At 57.4% G+C, this 16,692-nt stretch carries 15 protein-coding genes; 7 read left to right on the forward strand and 8 right to left on the reverse strand.

The features are described from left to right. The first annotated feature begins 116 nt into the window (after positions 1 to 116). Entirely contained in the window at positions 117 to 623 is a 507-nt protein-coding gene (locus tag AC2FF7_RS12245) for a peptidylprolyl isomerase (RefSeq protein ID WP_496905691.1), read from the forward strand. Beyond that, a complete protein-coding gene (locus AC2FF7_RS12250; protein WP_480865776.1) occupies positions 616 to 1,164 on the forward strand; it encodes a peptidylprolyl isomerase in 549 nt (182 codons plus the stop codon). The genes AC2FF7_RS12245 and AC2FF7_RS12250 overlap by 8 nt, the downstream gene beginning before the upstream one ends. A 48-nt stretch (positions 1,165 to 1,212) precedes the next feature. Here AC2FF7_RS12250 and aqpZ read toward each other — a convergent pair whose 3' ends face one another. From aqpZ to AC2FF7_RS12280, 6 genes are all read right to left on the reverse strand, one after another. Next, complete coding sequence (gene aqpZ / locus AC2FF7_RS12255) at positions 1,213 to 1,899, reverse strand: aquaporin Z (protein WP_170354504.1); 687 nt, start codon at positions 1,897 to 1,899, stop codon at positions 1,213 to 1,215. Between the two features lie 66 nt (positions 1,900 to 1,965). Then, positions 1,966 to 2,775, reverse strand: a complete 810-nt coding sequence (locus AC2FF7_RS12260; protein ID WP_496905692.1) for a M90 family metallopeptidase — start codon at positions 2,773 to 2,775, stop codon at positions 1,966 to 1,968. Between the two features lie 89 nt (positions 2,776 to 2,864). After that, on the reverse strand, positions 2,865 to 3,365 hold the full coding sequence (locus AC2FF7_RS12265) for a bactofilin family protein (RefSeq protein WP_170354502.1): 501 nt from the start codon (positions 3,363 to 3,365) through the stop codon (positions 2,865 to 2,867). Then, positions 3,355 to 4,677 carry a DUF5930 domain-containing protein gene (locus AC2FF7_RS12270; RefSeq protein WP_170354501.1) on the reverse strand — a complete coding sequence of 441 codons (1,323 nt, stop codon included), beginning with the start codon at positions 4,675 to 4,677 and terminating at the stop codon, positions 3,355 to 3,357. Before AC2FF7_RS12270 ends, AC2FF7_RS12265 begins: the two co-directional genes overlap by 11 nt. Before the next feature lie 181 nt (positions 4,678 to 4,858). Beyond that, positions 4,859 to 5,674, reverse strand: coding sequence for a ferritin-like domain-containing protein (locus tag AC2FF7_RS12275; protein WP_480866641.1), 816 nt, complete (start codon positions 5,672 to 5,674; stop codon positions 4,859 to 4,861). An 83-nt stretch (positions 5,675 to 5,757) separates the two neighbouring features. Further along, positions 5,758 to 6,219, reverse strand: a complete 462-nt coding sequence (locus tag AC2FF7_RS12280) for a peroxiredoxin (RefSeq protein WP_170354500.1) — start codon at positions 6,217 to 6,219, stop codon at positions 5,758 to 5,760. Positions 6,220 to 6,287: 68 nt separating this feature from the next. Between AC2FF7_RS12280 and AC2FF7_RS12285 the strand changes: the two genes are divergently transcribed. From AC2FF7_RS12285 to AC2FF7_RS12300, 4 genes are all read left to right on the forward strand, one after another. Continuing rightward, the gene (locus tag AC2FF7_RS12285; RefSeq protein WP_480865772.1) at positions 6,288 to 9,677 is read left to right on the forward strand and encodes a YhdP family protein; all 3,390 of its coding nucleotides are present in this window, start codon (positions 6,288 to 6,290) and stop codon (positions 9,675 to 9,677) included. A gap of 44 nt (positions 9,678 to 9,721) precedes the next feature. Beyond that, positions 9,722 to 10,771, forward strand: a complete 1,050-nt coding sequence (gene queA, locus AC2FF7_RS12290; RefSeq protein WP_480865770.1) for a tRNA preQ1(34) S-adenosylmethionine ribosyltransferase-isomerase QueA — start codon at positions 9,722 to 9,724, stop codon at positions 10,769 to 10,771. 109 nt (positions 10,772 to 10,880) lie between these two features. Continuing rightward, positions 10,881 to 12,164 carry an MFS transporter gene (locus tag AC2FF7_RS12295; RefSeq protein WP_170354497.1) on the forward strand — a complete coding sequence of 428 codons (1,284 nt, stop codon included), beginning with the start codon at positions 10,881 to 10,883 and terminating at the stop codon, positions 12,162 to 12,164. 109 nt (positions 12,165 to 12,273) lie between these two features. Continuing rightward, positions 12,274 to 12,849 (forward strand): DUF924 family protein, encoded by a 576-nt coding sequence (locus tag AC2FF7_RS12300; RefSeq protein WP_170354496.1) that lies wholly within the window; start codon positions 12,274 to 12,276, stop codon positions 12,847 to 12,849. Here the strand turns inward: AC2FF7_RS12300 and AC2FF7_RS12305 are convergent. After that, complete coding sequence (locus tag AC2FF7_RS12305; protein WP_170752621.1) at positions 12,846 to 13,280, reverse strand: hypothetical protein; 435 nt, start codon at positions 13,278 to 13,280, stop codon at positions 12,846 to 12,848. The two genes, AC2FF7_RS12300 and AC2FF7_RS12305, sit on opposite strands and share 4 nt — an antisense overlap. Positions 13,281 to 13,497: 217 nt before the next feature. Here AC2FF7_RS12305 and lpdA point away from each other — a divergent pair, with 217 nt between their 5' ends. Then, complete coding sequence (lpdA, locus tag AC2FF7_RS12310; protein ID WP_480865768.1) at positions 13,498 to 14,892, forward strand: dihydrolipoyl dehydrogenase; 1,395 nt, start codon at positions 13,498 to 13,500, stop codon at positions 14,890 to 14,892. Positions 14,893 to 15,029: 137 nt separating this feature from the next. On the opposite strand, the gene AC2FF7_RS12315 is transcribed toward lpdA, so the two are convergent. Continuing rightward, positions 15,030 to 16,415 (reverse strand): M20/M25/M40 family metallo-hydrolase, encoded by a 1,386-nt coding sequence (locus tag AC2FF7_RS12315; protein ID WP_480865766.1) that lies wholly within the window; start codon positions 16,413 to 16,415, stop codon positions 15,030 to 15,032. Between the last annotated feature and the right edge of the window lie 277 nt (positions 16,416 to 16,692).

The raw sequence follows: 16,692 nt of genomic DNA on the forward strand, positions 1-16,692 counted from the left end.
TTAAATACGATTTAGGCGGTTCTTTTCCTGCATTTTGCCCTCAGGTCAATGCGTCACTTGGCATTCACGCCCATGCCGCATAGGTATTTGCGCAAGACAAACGACAGGAGGGCCTCATGGCCGAGATCAAGGATCCCGAAAACACCATCATCATCGAACTCAAAGGCGGCAATGTCGTCATCGAGCTGCAGCCCGACGTGGCCCCTCAGCACTCGGCCCGGATGAAGGAACTGGCCCGTGGCGGTGAGTATGACAACGTGGCCTTCCACCGTGTGATCGACGGTTTCATGGCGCAAACCGGCGACGTTCAGCACGGCGACATGGAAGACGGGTTCAACATCCGTATGGCAGGCACAGGTGGGTCGTCGCTGCCCAACGTTCCGGCTGAGTTTTCGAAACTGCCGCATGACCGGGGCACGCTGGGTGCCGCGCGGTCGCAGAACCCGGATTCAGCCAACTCTCAGTTCTTTATCAACTTCAAGGACAATCACTTCCTGAACGGCCAATACACCGTGTACGGGCGCGTCATCGACGGGATGGAGCATGTAGACGCGATTGTTCGCGGCGAGCCGCCGATGAACCCCGACCGGATGATCAGCGTCAAGGTGGCGGCCGATGTATAAGCTAGCCGCCGCCTTTGCCGTTTTGGCCAGCCCCGCGCTGGCCACTGGCCTTGAGATCGAGATTGAAGGTGAGGGCGCCAATGGCACCGTGACTGTCGATCTGTTTGATGACCTTGCCCCGAAACATGTCGAGCAGATCAGCGCTCTGGCGGCTGAAGGCAAATATGACGGGGTGGTCTTCCACCGCGTGATCGAGGGGTTCATGGCGCAAACCGGCGATGTTGAACATGGCCGTCTGGGCAGTGACCTGCGCCGCGCCGGGACAGGCGGGTCGGATCGTCCCGATCTGGCAGCCGAGTTTTCGGACTACAATTATGATCGTGGCGTGATCGGTATGGCGCGAGCCCAGGACCCTAACAGTGCAAATTCGCAATTCTTCATCATGTTTGCGCCGGGGCCGTTCCTGAACGGCCAATACACGGTTGTAGGTCAGGTAACCGGCGGGATGGACGTCGTCGATGCGATCAAGCGTGGTGACGGACCTAACGGCGCAGTGATCGGACAGCCTGATGTAATGAAAAAGGTCACAGTGACCGATTAACAGAAAAGGCCCCGTGGCAATGCGCTTCGGGGCTTTTCTTTGAATGGCTCAATCGTCGCCGATCACATTCCAGATGATTGCGCCAATGATGCCCCCCGCCAATGGGGCCGCCCAGAACAGCCATAACTGCTCCATCGCGGGGCCTTCGGCAAACAGGGCAACTCCGGTTGATCGGGCCGGATTGACCGAAGTGTTTGTCACCGGGATCGAGATCAGGTGAATCAGTGTCAGGCCAAGCCCGATGGCAATCGGCGCAAACCCGGCAGGCGCAAATTTCGACGTCGAACCCAGAATGATCAACAGGAAGAAAGCGGTCAGCGTGATTTCGATCACCAGCGCCGATGCCATCGAATATCCCTGTGGCGAGGCCTCATCGAAACCGTTGGTGGCAAAACTGCCGACCCCTTCGAAACCCGGCGCGCCGCTGACGATCACGTATAGGACGGCAGCGGCAGCGACAGAGCCCGCAACCTGAGCGATCCAATACGGGATGAGAAGCTTTGGTGAAAACCGGCCACCAACCGCAAGGCCGAGACTGACTGCCGGGTTGAAGTGCCCGCCCGAGATTTGACCGACCGCATAGGCCATGGTCAGAACCGTCAGGCCAAAGGCAAAGGATACACCCAGCCAGCCGATGCCCACATCGGCCACACCAGCTGCCAGAACGGCGCTGCCGCAGCCGCCCAGAACCAGCCAGAACGTGCCGAAGAATTCGGCCATGAGTTTTGATGACATGAAAAGCCCTCCCAAAAACAATGGGTTCACTATAATTCAAAAATGAATTTTTGTGAAACTGTACTGTCAGGCCCAGCTTGCAGGGTCCAGTTGGAATAATTTGGCCAGTTGTTCGTAGACCTCGGGCGCCTTGGACTTGAGCGCGACGGGCCGCTCGAAGAAAACTTCGACCGAGACTGCAAAGAACTCTTCATGCCCGGTAGCGCCATAGGGGTCGATAACGGTGTGTCGACCATGTTCGACGGCGCTGACATGCGCGTCGTAGGCGCTCAGGAACACCCGTTCCCATTCTGCAAAGCTCTGACCGTTGCTGAGGATTGGCACTCCGTTTGTGCCCCCCGAGAGGTCGTCGACTTGATGCGCGAACTCGTGCAACACGACATTCTGCCCGTCGCGATCATTCAGCGCGCCTTGCTGACTGTGCGTCCAAGACAGGATCACCGGGCCGCGATCCCAACTTTCGCCCGTGCGCACGATCTCTTTCTCGCTGATAACGTAGCCATCCTGCCTGCGCTGACGCGACTTAAATGCAGTGGGGTAGATCAGAATGGTGGTCAGGTTGTCGTACCAGATATCCCGATTGACCAGTAACAGACTGGCCTGTGCGGCGATGGCCAATTCCATATCTTCGGTGACGTCCAGCCCGTCACAACCAAAAAAGCGGACCTGGTCTAGGAACAGATTGACCTTGCCGTCCAGCTTGGCCCTCAGATCTTTCGGTAGGCGGCGTATCAGAGGCACCTGAGCGTCGATCACACGACGCTGATGATCGGACAGCGGGGCGGCCAGCAGCGCATTGCGCGCCTGAGTCTTGGACCAATGACGATAGGCAAAAAAGCCGATGACCAACAGCAGAACCGAGAAAAAAATCAGCATTCGCAAAGACTACTATGCGCAGCCGGGGCTTGAAACCAAAAACGCCGCAGGTTTCCCCGCGGCGTTCATAGAATAAGGCAGAGCCTGCTTTACTGTTTGACCTCTGCAGCCGGGTTTGCACCACCCTTGGCGCTGCGGCCGGGGTTCAGCGGGTCGTCCTGACGCTGAACCGAACCTTCGAAATGCGCGCCGCTTTCGATCGCGATGGTCTTGTGGATGATGTCGCCTTCGACACGTGCGGTCGAGGTCAGGCGGACTTTCAGACCGCGCACGCGGCCTACGATGCGGCCGTTGATCACGACATCATCTGCGGTGACCTCACCCTTGATGGTCGCAGTTTCACCGATGGTCAGCAGATGGGCGCGAATGTCACCTTCGACAGTGCCTTCCACCTGAATATCGCCGGATGTTTTCAGGTTGCCGGTGATGTGCAGATCTGACGACAGAACCGATGCCGGGGGCTTGGGCTTGGGCGCAGTGCTGGCCTTGGCTTCTGACGGCGCAGGCGCGGCAGGCGTCGCGGGGGCAGCCGGTTTTGCGGCCTCTGTGTCTTTGGTTCCGGGCTCGTTGATTTTGCTCTTAGAAAACATTTCTCGCAGCCTTGATGTAAGTCATTGGGTTAACAGGTTTTCCATTCACGCGTACCTCGTAATGAAGATGCGTGCCGGTCGACCGTCCGGTGCTACCCATATCAGCAATATGATCCCCGCGCGAGACCCTTTGACCAACCTTTACGCGTATCTTGGTGTTATGAGCATAAAGTGTCTCAATTCCAAAGGCATGCTTAATTTTTACCAATCGTCCGAACCCTGATTGCCAGCCAGCATGGGTGACCACACCATCGGCGGTCGCGAAGATATCCGTTCCATGCGCACCAGCGAAATCGGCACCGTTGTGCATGCGCCGGCCACCGGTCTTGGGGTCCCGGCGGGTGCCGAAGCCACTGGTGTAACGCACGACCGCGTTCACAGGGCTTGCAAACGGCGCCTTTTCGGCGGCAATGCGATAGAGGTTCAGCTGGTCCATCTGCTGCAGCAGAGTATTCGCGCGGACTTCGTCGGGGGTCAGTTCCTCGCCGCGCGTGCTGAAGGATATGGGGGTTAGGGGGCCGCCCATGCCGCTGTACCCGCGCCGTACTTCTTCAATGATACGGTCTGTGGGCATTCCTGCCTGACGGAACATCTTGTCGAGCGGCTCGACCGAGATAACCATCGCCTCTTCCAGCTGACGGAAAATTTCGTCGCTTCGTTCCTGCATGAGCCGGATTTCCAGCTCAAGGTCATCACGCTGTTCAAGCGCGTCCTTGGCGTCGGCTGCGATCTGGTCCCGTTCCAAGGCCGTGCGGGCCAAAGCCTGGGTCATGAAATCCATCTGAGCCGGGTTGCTCACGTTTGCCATGTAAGCGTCCGCGCCATCCTCCTGCTTGAGGCTGGCCAACTCTAGCCGCGCGTCTTCGCGCTGCTTCATCGTCGCACGCAGAGTGGTTTGAATGACTTCAATGCCCGTTTCCAACTCGCGGCGGCGGTTTTCCGACGCCAGAAGCTCGGATTGCATCGTCGAAATTTGTTCAAGCGCCGTGTTGAAACGGTCCTGCGCCATTAGCGCCTCAGAGGCACGCATATCCCGCTCGGCTGAAAGTACGTTCAGACGTTCCTGATAGGTTGCCTGATCCCGCTTGGCCTGCTCGCGGAAATTACCTGATCCAATGCTGTCCATCAGCAGGATTGCGGTTGCGACGGCAGTCCAGCCAACGAAGACGGCGACGCCCGCAACGGCAATCACCTGCGTCTCGGAACTGAGACGGATAAACCGCGTATCATTGTCAGATTTCAGAAAAACCCGGCGTTCCGGAAAGTGCCGCTCGAGCAGTGAGTGTAGTTTGATTGCCAGACGTGTTCGCACGCGTCTTCCCTCTGTCCATCCCCAAATTCGGGACCGGTTGTGAGTGATCTCCGTCCCTTGAGGCAACTGCATAGAGGGGACATGTGATTTGGGCAAGTTTGTTAACCAGTTCACACATGAAACCGGTTTTTTCCCGCCAGTTTTAGGCGGGAAGTTGCCGATAGCGTCAACTTGCGCATGTTTAATGGGCTTGTCCTGGCGCAGGCAGGTCTTCGGTCAGAGGCCAGTAAAAGTCGGGTGGCAACCCGGCTTCAGCGCGTTTTTCCTCGTTGAACGGAGGTTTAAGGACCCCGTGGAAATAGCGCCGTACAAGCTCATGAAACACATCCTTGGGATCTGCATTCTCTCTTCCGCACAAAAAGTGGAACCATTTTGATCCATAGGCGACATGTCCCACCTCTTCGGCATAGATGACCTCAAGCGCGGCGATGGCGTGGTCGTCGTTGGCTTTGCGGAAGATGTCGATCATGCCCGGCGTAACGTCCAGCCCGCGCGCCTCAAGCACCATCGGGACAACGGCCAGACGCCCCATCAGATCCTCGGCCGTGTCTTCAGCGGCACGCCACATGCCGGCATGGGCGGGCAGGGCGCCATAGTGACTGCCCATGCGTTCAAGGCAATCGCAAACCATTTCGAAATGGCGCGATTCTTCTTCGGCGCATTTGACCCAGTCGTCATAGAAACCAATTGGCATGGGAACATGACCGAACCGCGCAATGATGTCCCAATGCAGGTCAACCGCATTCAACTCGATATGGGCGACTGCGTGCAACAACGCGATCCGTCCAGCTACGGTGCCAGGTTTGCGTTTGGGTACTTCGCGGGGAGACAGCAGTTCAGGCCGTTCCGGCCGCGCCGGTTGTAGCGGAGGCGTCGAGGTACCGACCTTGATCTCGGGTGCATCGCCTTTTCGCGCAGCGAACCATTCGGCAGCATAGCGTTTGGACAGGGCGGTCTTGGCCCGCCCATCCGCCGTGGTCAGAACTTCGGTTGCCATCAGGGTCAGTGTTTTGGGCACAGGTCCGCTCCGTTCAGGTTTGGGCGGGTCTTAAACCGGATGGCAACCGCAGGAAAGAGCCGTCAGAGCGCGCGCACCGCCTCAAGCACCTCATCCACATGACCGGGCACTTTGACTTTGCGCCAAGCGCGGGCAATCTTGCCCTCGGCGTCGATCAGAAATGTAGACCGTTCGATCCCCATCGACTTGCGGCCATACATGTTCTTTTCGACCCAGACGCCATAGTCTTCGCATACGGTTGATCCTTCGTCGGACAAAAGCGGTGTGGTCAGGCTGTGTTTGGCGACGAATTTGTCATGCTTGGCGACGCTGTCGCGCGAAATGCCGAAAACGTGAGCCCCGGCATCGGCAAAGGCCTGAAGTTGTTCCGAGAAACCGATGGATTCCTTGGTGCAGCCCGGCGTATCATCACGGGGATAGAAAAACAAAACGACGGCACCTCCGCGCAGATCCGACAACGTGACCTCGCCACCGCCGTCACGGGGCAAAGTGAAATCAGGGGCGATGTCTGTAACGTCGGGCATTGGAAACTCCGTTAAAGGTTTTTATGTGCTGCTCGGGATCATAGGGCGGCACGAGCGGGTTGAAAGGCGTGGATAGCAATTTGGTGCAGCACGACGAAAAAAGTGCAGACCAGAGCCAGACACCTCGGCGTCGCAGGTCGCGTCGTCGGTTGGCCGCCTATGTGACCCTTGGCGTTACTTTGACACTCGGTGGGTTGGCTGTTGCCGGTTGGTTCTTTCTGATCGGTCACCAGTTGCACGCGCCGCAATGGATGCGCACTCAGGCTGAAAATCGGCTGGATCAGACGTTGGGCGGTTTGAAGGTCAGGTTTGGAGAGGCGACGTTTTTTGTCAATGAGCAGTGGCTTCCTCGCCTCAAATTAAGTGACGTGACGATCAGCGACGCGACCGGGCAACAGATCGCTCAGGTCGGAGATCTGCGCACGCGCCTGTCAATGCGGGGCCTTCTGCGTGGGCAAATCCGGCCCCGCCGCATCATCCTGCAAGATGCGCAGATCGCGCTGACGCGTAACAAGGACGGAGCGCTGTCGCTGACGGTCGGGTCCGGCAGCTCTCCGGTGCAAGAAGCGCCGACGCTGGCCGAGTTGATTGAAGAATCGGATGACGTGTTCTTGTCACCGATCTTGTCCGGTTTGCGCTCGGTCGAGCTGCAATCGCTGACGTTGGATTATCAAGACCTGCGGCTGGGACGGGCTTGGGTGTTTGATGGCGGTCATATCAACGTAACGCGCGATGGGGACGAGATGCGCCTTGCCACGGGGTTTTCGGTTCTGACGGGGCGGGACTATGCCAGTTCGATTGAGGCAAACTACACAAGCCTTCTAGGCAGCCCACAGGCGAGTTTCGGGTTTTCGATCACAGACTTACCAGCTGAAGATATAGCGGGGCAAAGCCTCGCCCTGTCGTGGTTGCAGGTTCTGAAAGCCCCGATTTCAGGATCTTTGCGTGGCAGCGTCGATGACCAGGCGTCTCTGGGCCCACTATTCGCGACACTGAACCTTGGTGCGGGTGCAGTTCAGCCGACGCCCGAGACGCGCCCAATACGGTTCGACTCGGCCCGTACATATTTCACCTATGACCCGAGCCAGCACGTACTGGACTTCAACGAAGCATCCGTGGTCTCGGATCTCGGGGCGGTTCAAGCTGAAGGCAAAGCGTTTCTGGAGGGCATCGAAGATGGTACGCTAGAGAGCCTGACCGCTCAGTTGAAACTGAACGACATCGACATCTATCCCGGTGGTCTTTTCCCGGAATCGTTGGAATCAGCCCGAGCTGAGTTGGACTTTCAGATGAAGCTCCTGCCTTTCGAATTGCGCCTGGGGCAAATGACGCTTGTCGAAGCTGGTCATACGCTGCGGGCCTCGGGGCGCTTGCTGGGTCGCCCGGACGGATGGGTGGCGGCGCTGGATGCTGATCTGGACAATATGACCGCGGACCGATTGCTAAACTATTGGCCCGAAATTCTGGCTCCTAAGCCGCGCTTGTGGGTGTCTGAGAACCTGTACGAAGGCGATTTTTCGGGCGTAGAACTCTCGCTGCGCCTGCGCCCTGAAACCAAGCCAGATATCTATTTGGGGTTCGGTTTCGATAACGCAAAGATAAGATACGCCAAGACCTTGCCGCCCATCCAGAACGCGCAAGGGCGGGTGAGTTTGTTGGAAAACCGGTTTACGGCCTCGGCAGAAAGCGGCGTTGTGATCGCCGATCAGGGTGGCGCCGTGGATGCGTCGGGGACGTCGTTTATCATCCCTGACACGACACTTAAAAAGAACTCGCCCGCGATTGTGCGGATCAAGGCCAAGGGTAAAGCCACTGCCGCGCTGTCGCTGCTGGATCTGCCGCCACTGGAGTTGCTGAGTAAAGCCGGGTTGCCGATAGACCTTGCAGCAGGAGATGTCAGCCTTTCAGGCACGCTGTCGCTGCCGATGAAGAAGGGGCTAAAGTTCGAAGACACCGAGTTCCACTTTACCGGTGACATAGACAACGTGGAAAGCGATCGTCTGGTTCCGGGGTTCGTCGTCAGCTCCGACCGGCTGACCCTGTCCGGAGATCAGACTGCCGTCGAGATCGGAGGGTACGGCCTGTTTGGCGACGTTCCAATGCATGCAACATGGCGACAGCCCATCGGAGGGGCAGCTCCGCAACGCAGCGAACTCTCAGGCGAAATCGAGCTGTCTCCACGTCTGATGACCGAGTTGAAGGCCGGGCTGCCGCAAGGGATGCTGACCGGAGAAGGGACGGCTGACATCACATTGGGCATCGGCGCGGGCGAGCCCATAGAACTCACCGCGACTTCTGATCTGGTGGGGGTGGGCCTGTCGATCCCCGAACTGGGTTGGAGCAAAGGCCGTCGGATCGAAGGCGCAATGACCCTCGACGCGACCTTGGGCGATCAGCTGCGGGTCAACTCGTTGAAACTGGATGCGGCTGGACTTCGCAGCACCGCGTCGATTTCGTTCCGCGAGGGTGGTGAGTTCGATAAGGTCGAATTCAGCTCGTTCGATCTGGGCAACTGGCTTGCAGTTCCGGCGGAACTGGTCAGCCGCGGCGCATCCGTGCCCGATATCCGGGTACAGGGCGGGGTGATGAATCTTGGGGCGGCCACCTTCGGAGGAAGTGGCGGCAGTGGTGGCGGAGGGGCTGGAAACGGGCCTAACCTGGATGTGGTACTGGACCGCCTGCAAGTGACAGACAGCATCGCCCTGACGGGTTTCAAAGGCGATTTCCGAACCACGGGCGGCGTCGCCGGTGCGTTCACGGCACGTATCAACGGTGCTGCGCCGGTTCGAGGTACTATCACGCCCAGAGGTGCACGCAGCGCGGTCGAATTGACATCAGAAGATGCCGGTGAGGCGTTGCGATCTGCCGGGGTGATTACGCAGGCCCGCGGCGGGACCTTGACCATGACATTGGAACCAGTAGGCAACGGCAGCGACTACGACGCCAACCTGAAAATTTCGAACACCCGCATAACCGACGCTCCGGCGATGGCGGCGCTGCTGAACGCCATCAGCCTTGTCGGTTTGATCGACGAAATGGCCGGGCAAGGCATCTTTTTCTCGACTATCGAAAGTCGGATGCGCATTACGCCGACCGAGATCAAGGTCTTAAGTGGCAGCGCCGTTGGTCCCTCAATGGGGCTGTCGTTCGACGGTACGGTTGATCTGGCAAACGGGCTTCTGAATCTGCGGGGGGCGATCTCGCCGATCTACTTGGTCAACGCGATCGGCAGTGTTTTTACCAAGAAGGGGGAAGGGGTGATCGGCTTTAACTATACGCTGACCGGCCCGTTGAGTGCGCCTAAAGTGTCGGTCAATCCACTGTCCGGTCTGGCCCCTTTGTTTTTACGTAATCTGTTACGTGCACCGGCGCCGACCGTGGCAGATGGCCCGAATGCGCAACCCGTTCGACCCGACAAGCCGAAAAAGACCTTTGGGTCTCCGTCCGGCGATCGGTAAATTGGGCTGTTGCTGAATCCACTGTGGCCTTGTAAGGCGCGCGCATGAAACTGAGCGATTTTGATTTCCACCTACCTGAAGATTTGATTGCCACGCGGCCTGCGACTCCTCGGTCATCGGCGCGTCTGTTGGTTGCAAACGGTGACGTGACTTCGGATGCGCATGTTTTCGATCTGCCCGACTGGCTGCAACCCGGAGATCGCCTTGTTCTGAACGACACCCGCGTGATCCCCGCACGGTTGAGCGGCCGCCGTCATCGGGACAGTGCGCAGGGGCCGGTCTCAGCCGCGATCGAGGCGACCCTGCTGGAGCCGCAGGCGGACGGGACATGGACCGCTTTGATCAAGCCGTTGAAAAAGGTCAAACCCGGTGAGGATATCAGGTTTTCGGATGAGTTGAGCGCGACGCTGGACCGGGTCGAAGACGGGCAGGCCCACCTGCGGTTCAACCTGACGGGTGAGGATTTCGACACCGCACTGGAGCAGGCCGGAGCGATGCCTTTGCCGCCCTATATCGCTGCCAAGCGCCCGGCAGATGAACAGGACAAGACCGACTATCAAACCATCTGGGCGCGCAATTCTGGCGCAGTCGCGGCCCCTACGGCATCGTTGCACTTCGACTCGGCGGTGATGCAGGAACTTCAAGCGCGGGGCGTGGCGATCACTCATGTTACATTGCATGTCGGGGCGGGGACTTTCCTGCCGGTCAAGGTCGAGGATGTAACAACTCACAAGATGCATGCGGAATGGGGCCGGGTCAGCGAAGCGGCCGCGCAAGAAATCCGTGACACCAAGGCTGCTGGTGGCCGGGTGATCCCGGTCGGCACAACGGCTTTACGACTGATCGAAAGCGCGGCGCGCGGTGGCGACATTCAGGCATGGGAAGGTGAGACAGACATTTTCATCTACCCAGGATTTCAGTTCAACGTGACCGACGCGTTGATGACGAACTTTCACTTGCCGAAATCAACATTGTTGATGCTGGTATCGGCATTGATGGGGCAAGATCGGATGCGCGACGTCTATGCCCATGCGATTGAACAGAAATATCGCTTCTTCTCGTATGGGGATGCGTCGCTGCTGGTCCCAAAGTGACGTAAGTGTCGGGATCACGTCATCGTAATGTCGTAGACAAACACGACGGATACCCGCTTTCATATCAAAACGAACCTAAACGTCAGGTCGGCACAATTCGGAGGCCCCAATGATTCAGGTCCTTTCCAGCGCATGGGCGCTTCTTCTTGGGATGGGTCTTCTTATGATCGGCAACGGCCTGCAGGGGACGATCCTCGGTGTCCGTGGCGAGATCGAGGGGTTTTCGACCCTCCAAATGTCATTCGTGATGTCGGCCTATTTCGTGGGATTCCTCGGCGGATCCCGCCTTGCGCCCGAGATGATCCGGCGCGTCGGACATGTCCGTGTCTTTGCTGCGCTGGCCTCATTCATTTCGGCAGTGATGATCATGTATCCACTGCTCACCAACGAGATTGCGTGGATTCTGGGCCGGGTGGTGATCGGGTTTTGCTTTTCTGGCGTGTATGTCACCGCTGAAAGCTGGCTGAACAATGCGGCCAACAACGAAAACCGCGGGCAAGCACTGTCGCTTTACATGATTGTGCAGATGACCGGGATCATCTCGGCGCAGGGGCTTGTTCTGATTGGTGACCCGTCCGGCTATGAGACGTTCGTGATCGCCTCGATTCTGGTTTCGGTTTCTTTTGCACCGATCCTGCTGTCGATCTCGCCGACACCGGCCTTCGATACCACCAAACCGATGACCCTGCGCGAGTTGATGGGGAAATCTCCGTTGGGATGTGTTGGGATGTTCCTTCTGGGCGGCGTGTTCTCGGCGCAGTTTGGCATGGCTTCGGTCTATGGCGCGCGGGCGGGTTTGTCGTTGGCCGAAATCTCGACCTTCGTGGCTGCGTTCTATGTCGGAGCGGTGCTGCTGCAATACCCTCTGGGATGGTTCTCGGACCGGATGGACAGGCGATTTCTGATCATGCTGGTGGCGATCACTGGGGCTGCCGGGGCGGTCTGTGGCATGCTGTTCGGCGTGTCATTCCCGATCCTGTTGGTCTCGGCTTTTGTCATTGGCGGCATGTCTAACCCGCTTTACTCGATGCTGATCGCCCATACGAACGACTTTCTGGAGCATGAAGATATGGCAGCTGCGTCCGGAGGGCTGGTGTTCATTAACGGTATGGGCGCAATCTCGGGGCCGCTGATTACAGGTTGGTTGATGGGGGACAAAGTCTTGGGACCGCCGGGCTTTTTCCTGATCATTGCTGCGTTGCTGGCCATGACGGCTGTTTATGCGATGTACCGCATGACACAGCGCGCTGCGATTCCCGTCGACGAGACCGGTACAATGTCTCCGATCTATCCAACATCCTCGCCCGTTGCCTTCGAGGTCGCGCAGGAAGTAGCCATCGAAGCTGCCGAGGAAGCGGCAGAGGCCGAGCAGGATACGCAGAATGTTGCCTAAAACACGGAATTATTGCGCAAATGTTGCAATATGTTACTGTCACAAATCTGTAAAACGCCCTTAAATGACGTTACGTCCCTGGGGAGGCGAACATACGGAGTTAAGGGCAATGGCAGGGCCTGAAGACGTACTGAGTTTTTGGTTGGATGAAGTCGGCCCCAAGGGTTGGTATCTGCAGGATGAGGCACTGGATGCTGAAATCCGGGAAAAATTCCTGACCACGTGGGAAGCCGCGAATGAGGGCAAGTTCTCACTTTGGCTTACCTATCCCAGCGGCGCGCTGGCCTACATCATTCTGATGGATCAGTTTCCGCGCAACATGTTCCGAGGCAGCGCCAAGGCGTTTGCGTCTGATCGTGCGGCGTTGTCGGCCGCGAAGTGTGCCGTCGACAAGGGTTGGGATCTTAGGATCGACGAACCCGCCAGGCAGTTCTTTTATCTGCCACTGATGCACTCTGAGAACCTGTGTGATCAGGAACGCTGTGTGCGACTGATGTGTCAAAACATCCAAGGCGACGCCAGCAATCTGTTGCACGCCCGAGCCCATCGTGAGGTGATCCGCCAATTCGGTCGTTTCCCTTATAGGAACGAGGCGCTGTCGCGCCCCATGACCGAACACGAAGCAGCCTATGTGGACATGGGTGGCTATGGGGCGACGGTGCGGGAATTGCAGGCTGCTGGTTAACTACCCGGTACGCACCCACGGATAGCGATAATTCGGTCGGCGGCAACGTCGGCCGTGGTTGTAATAGCGGTTTGTATCAGCTCATCCGGTGCTTCGGTCAGGTCTGCGATGCGTGTCTGAGCTGCTTGCAGTTTAGTTTCGAGCCCGTCGAGTTTACCTAGTGCCGCTGAAATCTGTTGCGCTGTGGCGCTGTCGAAAAGGATTGTATTGTCTCGCAGCGAGGAAAGCTCGCTGCGCAAGGCCGTCAATTCTCCGCGCACGCCCTGAACCTCGTCTTTAAGCGGGGCAACGATGTGAAGGTTCTCTGCGAAGGCTGTCGTGACGCCTTCGACGGTCGATGCTAGTTTCCAGCCCAAAAACAGACACAAAGCCACCAGGATCAGCGTTGCGTTCAACATAGCAAGCAACAGGTCGGAGAGTGTTCTGGCCATGACAAGTCATTCCAATTCGTCGTGAAAAAATAATGGGTCGGGTTGCCCCGGTATCTATGTTCTAGCCATTAGCAACTGTGCGGTATAGGCTGAAAAATGCGCGATGAGCGCGAATTGACCCGCCGTTAGTAATGTCGCGGGCAATTTCGTTGATGCATGTCTAAATATAGTTTAATGGTGAACTAATTTCTGCATCGACCTGCGCCGAGAGGGAAACATGGCTGCAAAATCTTTTGATCTTATCGTAATTGGCGCCGGCCCTGGCGGCTATGTGGCCGCCATTCGTGCGGCGCAGCTTGGGCTGAAGGCTGCTGTGGTAGAGCGCGAGCATCTGGGCGGCATCTGCTTGAACTGGGGATGCATCCCGACCAAGGCGCTTCTGCGCTCGTCTGAGGTGTTCCATTTGATGGAGCGGGCAAAGGATTTCGGCCTCAAGGCCGAGAAGATTGGCTATGATCTGGATGCGGTGGTTAAACGATCACGCGGAGTCGCGGGCCAGTTGTCGGGTGGCATTGGCCACCTGTTGAAAAAGAATAAAGTGACCGTAGTGATGGGCGAGGCGACGATCCCCGCCAAGGGCAAGGTTTCGGTAAAAACCGAAAAGGGAACTGAAGAACTGACGGCCAAGAACATCGTTCTGGCCACCGGCGCCCGCGCGCGCGAGCTGCCGGGGCTTGAAGCAGACGGTGATCTGGTCTGGACTTACAAGCACGCGTTGCAGCCACCACGGATGCCGAAGAAGCTTTTGGTTATCGGTTCGGGCGCGATCGGTATCGAATTCGCCAGCTTCTATAACACGCTTGGGGCTGATACGACCGTGGTCGAGGTGATGGATCGCGTATTGCCTGTCGAGGACGCGGAAATCAGCGCCTTTGCCAAGAAAGCTTTTACCAAACAGGGCATGACCATCATGGAAAAAGCGATGGTTAAGCAGTTGGATCGCGCCAAGGGCAAGGTTACCGCGCATATTGAGGTCAAAGGTAAAGTCGAAAAACACGAGTTCGACACCGTGATCTCGGCCGTTGGAATCGTTGGTAACGTCGAAAATCTCGGGCTGGAGGCTTTGGGTGTCAAAATCGACCGAACCCACGTTGTGACGGATGAATTCTGCCGAACCGGGGTCGATGGTCTTTACGCGATCGGGGATATCGCGGGCGCGCCTTGGTTGGCGCATAAGGCAAGCCATGAGGGCGTCATGGTTGCTGAGTTGATCGCTGGCAAACATGCGCATCCGGTCAAACCGGAAAGCATCGCGGGTTGTACTTATTGCCAGCCGCAGGTCGCCTCGGTCGGCTATACCGAAGCTAAGGCGAAAGAGCTGGGCTATGACGTCAAAGTGGGTCGCTTCCCCTTTATCGGAAATGGCAAAGCAATCGCGTTAGGTGAACCAGAGGGGATGATCAAAACCATCTTTGACGCCAAAACCGGTGAATTGCTGGGCGCGCACATGATCGGCGCAGAAGTCACGGAGTTGATTCAGGGCTACGTGGTCGGACGTCAGTTGGAAACCACGGAAGAGGATCTGATGAACACGGTTTTCCCGCATCCAACCCTGTCGGAAATGATGCACGAAAGCGTGTTGGACGCTTATGGCAAGGTCATTCACATGTGATCGACCAGGGTGGGGGCGCTGCCCCCGCCGCCCTTTGGGCGACTCCCCCGAGGTATTTCCGGCCAGATGAAGAGACGAATCCTTCATTCATCTGGCCAAAAATACCTCGGAGCGCGAGGCAGAGCCTCGCTGAAAACCTAGCGCGTTAGCGCGTCCAGGATGCGGGCCCAGGACCGGATGCCTTTGTGAAAGCTTTTGACGTCGTATTTCTCATTCGGCGAGTGAATTGCGTCATCATCGTTGGCAAAGCCGACAAGCATCGAGTCCAAACCCAGCTCGGTATTGAAATATCCGACCACAGGGATTGAGCCGCCCATACCAGTGAACACGGCTTCGCGGCCCCATTCATCAGACAATGCGCCGCGGGCGGCTTCGAATTCAGGCCGTTCTAGATTCATGACCGAGGCTGGAGAGCCTTCCAGATCATTGTCCCATTCGACATTTGCGTCGGCGGACAGACGGTCTTCGACATGTTTGCGGATTTTGTTGCGCAAATCATCAGGATCCATGTCGCCAACCAGACGACAAGTAATCTTGCAGTGCGCGCGTGACGGAATCACCGTTTTTGAACCTGCGCCGTTGTATCCCCCCCACAGGCCGTTGACTTCGAGCGTTGGCCGGGCCCATTGCTGTTCGAGTGTTGAGTACCCTTTTTCACCGTGCGGTTGAGAATAGCCCACGGAGTTAAGATAGTCTTCCTCGTCAAACCCGCAGCCTTGCCACTGACGAAGTTGGTCAGCTGGAACTTCGTGGACGCCATCATAAAAGCCTTCGACAGCAACGCGGCCGGACGCGTCGTCATAGAAAGAAGCAACGATCCTTGACAATTCGCGCAGTGGATTCAGACCGGGGCCGCCGTAATGCCCCGAGTGCAGATCGATACGCGGACCAATGATGGTGAATTCGTCCTTGAGCATCCCGCGCAGTTGCGAGGCAATCGAGGGCACTCCGCGTGACACCATCGAAGTATCGCAGACCAAAGCCAAGTCGGCTTTCAATTCGGCGGCGTTCTCGCGCAGGAAAGGCACCAGAGAAGGTGAGCCAGACTCTTCCTCGCCTTCGAAGAAAAATGTGATGCGACAGGGCAGGGTACCGTGCACTGCTTTCCACGCACGACAAGCTTCGACAAAGGTCATCAATTGGCCCTTGTCGTCAGATGATCCGCGACCGCGGATGACAGGGCCGTTTTCTGTGTCCTCGATTGCGGGGTCAAACGGATCACGGTTCCACAGGTCTAACGGGTCCACCGGCTGTACATCATAATGCCCGTAAAAGAGAACATGAAGGGCGTCGCTGTCTTCTCCGATGTGACCAACTACCATCGGATGACCTGTGGTTTCGCGCTTTTCGGCGTGAATGCCGATTGTTTTCAGATCGGCGACCAACCAATCGGCGGCCTGGCTGACCTGAGCGTCAAACGCGGGATCCGTCGAGATGGAGGGGATGCGCAACAGCTCCATCAGGCGGTCGATTGAGGTTTGCAAATCGGCGTCGATACGGTTCAGAACTGCGTCAAGCGTCATGGAAGGCTCCTGCCAATGGGATTGATGGCCGAACCCTATCAGCGCGGATGGCGCCGTCCAGCCCATATGCCGGCGAATATTGGGTAATATCGGAAACATGGCGCGCTGCCCTGCGTCGTTTCCCCACGTCCGATAGCCGTAACTTTACTTGTCGCGTCACAAGTGAAGCGATATTTGATGCAAATCAAATAAGCATTCCCGGACTCGGTTATATGGTCCGAGCACTTGGGAACACATCGGCGTCGTTCGAAAACGGGGTCGTGGAATATGTCCGGTC

It is taken from the genome of Ruegeria sp. YTSC325, from assembly GCF_059609525.1.

Bases quoted from the DNA above. Each gene is read 5' to 3' on its own strand.
- AC2FF7_RS12280 (WP_170354500.1), bottom strand. From the start codon at position 6,219: ATGCCCGACGTTACAGACATCGCCCCTGATTTCACTTTGCCCCGTGAC.
- AC2FF7_RS12275 (WP_480866641.1), bottom strand. From the start codon at position 5,674: ATGGCAACCGAAGTTCTGACCACGGCGGATGGGCGGGCCAAGACCGCC.
- AC2FF7_RS12305 (WP_170752621.1), bottom strand. From the start codon at position 13,280: ATGGCCAGAACACTCTCCGACCTGTTGCTTGCTATGTTGAACGCAACG.
- aqpZ (WP_170354504.1), bottom strand. From the start codon at position 1,899: ATGTCATCAAAACTCATGGCCGAATTCTTCGGCACGTTCTGGCTGGTT.
- queA (WP_480865770.1), top strand. From the start codon at position 9,722: ATGAAACTGAGCGATTTTGATTTCCACCTACCTGAAGATTTGATTGCC.
- AC2FF7_RS12295 (WP_170354497.1), top strand. From the start codon at position 10,881: ATGATTCAGGTCCTTTCCAGCGCATGGGCGCTTCTTCTTGGGATGGGT.
- AC2FF7_RS12245 (WP_496905691.1), top strand. From the start codon at position 117: ATGGCCGAGATCAAGGATCCCGAAAACACCATCATCATCGAACTCAAA.
- AC2FF7_RS12265 (WP_170354502.1), bottom strand. From the start codon at position 3,365: ATGTTTTCTAAGAGCAAAATCAACGAGCCCGGAACCAAAGACACAGAG.
- AC2FF7_RS12250 (WP_480865776.1), top strand. From the start codon at position 616: ATGTATAAGCTAGCCGCCGCCTTTGCCGTTTTGGCCAGCCCCGCGCTG.
- AC2FF7_RS12260 (WP_496905692.1), bottom strand. From the start codon at position 2,775: ATGCTGATTTTTTTCTCGGTTCTGCTGTTGGTCATCGGCTTTTTTGCC.
- AC2FF7_RS12300 (WP_170354496.1), top strand. From the start codon at position 12,274: ATGGCAGGGCCTGAAGACGTACTGAGTTTTTGGTTGGATGAAGTCGGC.
- lpdA (WP_480865768.1), top strand. From the start codon at position 13,498: ATGGCTGCAAAATCTTTTGATCTTATCGTAATTGGCGCCGGCCCTGGC.
- AC2FF7_RS12315 (WP_480865766.1), bottom strand. From the start codon at position 16,415: ATGACGCTTGACGCAGTTCTGAACCGTATCGACGCCGATTTGCAAACC.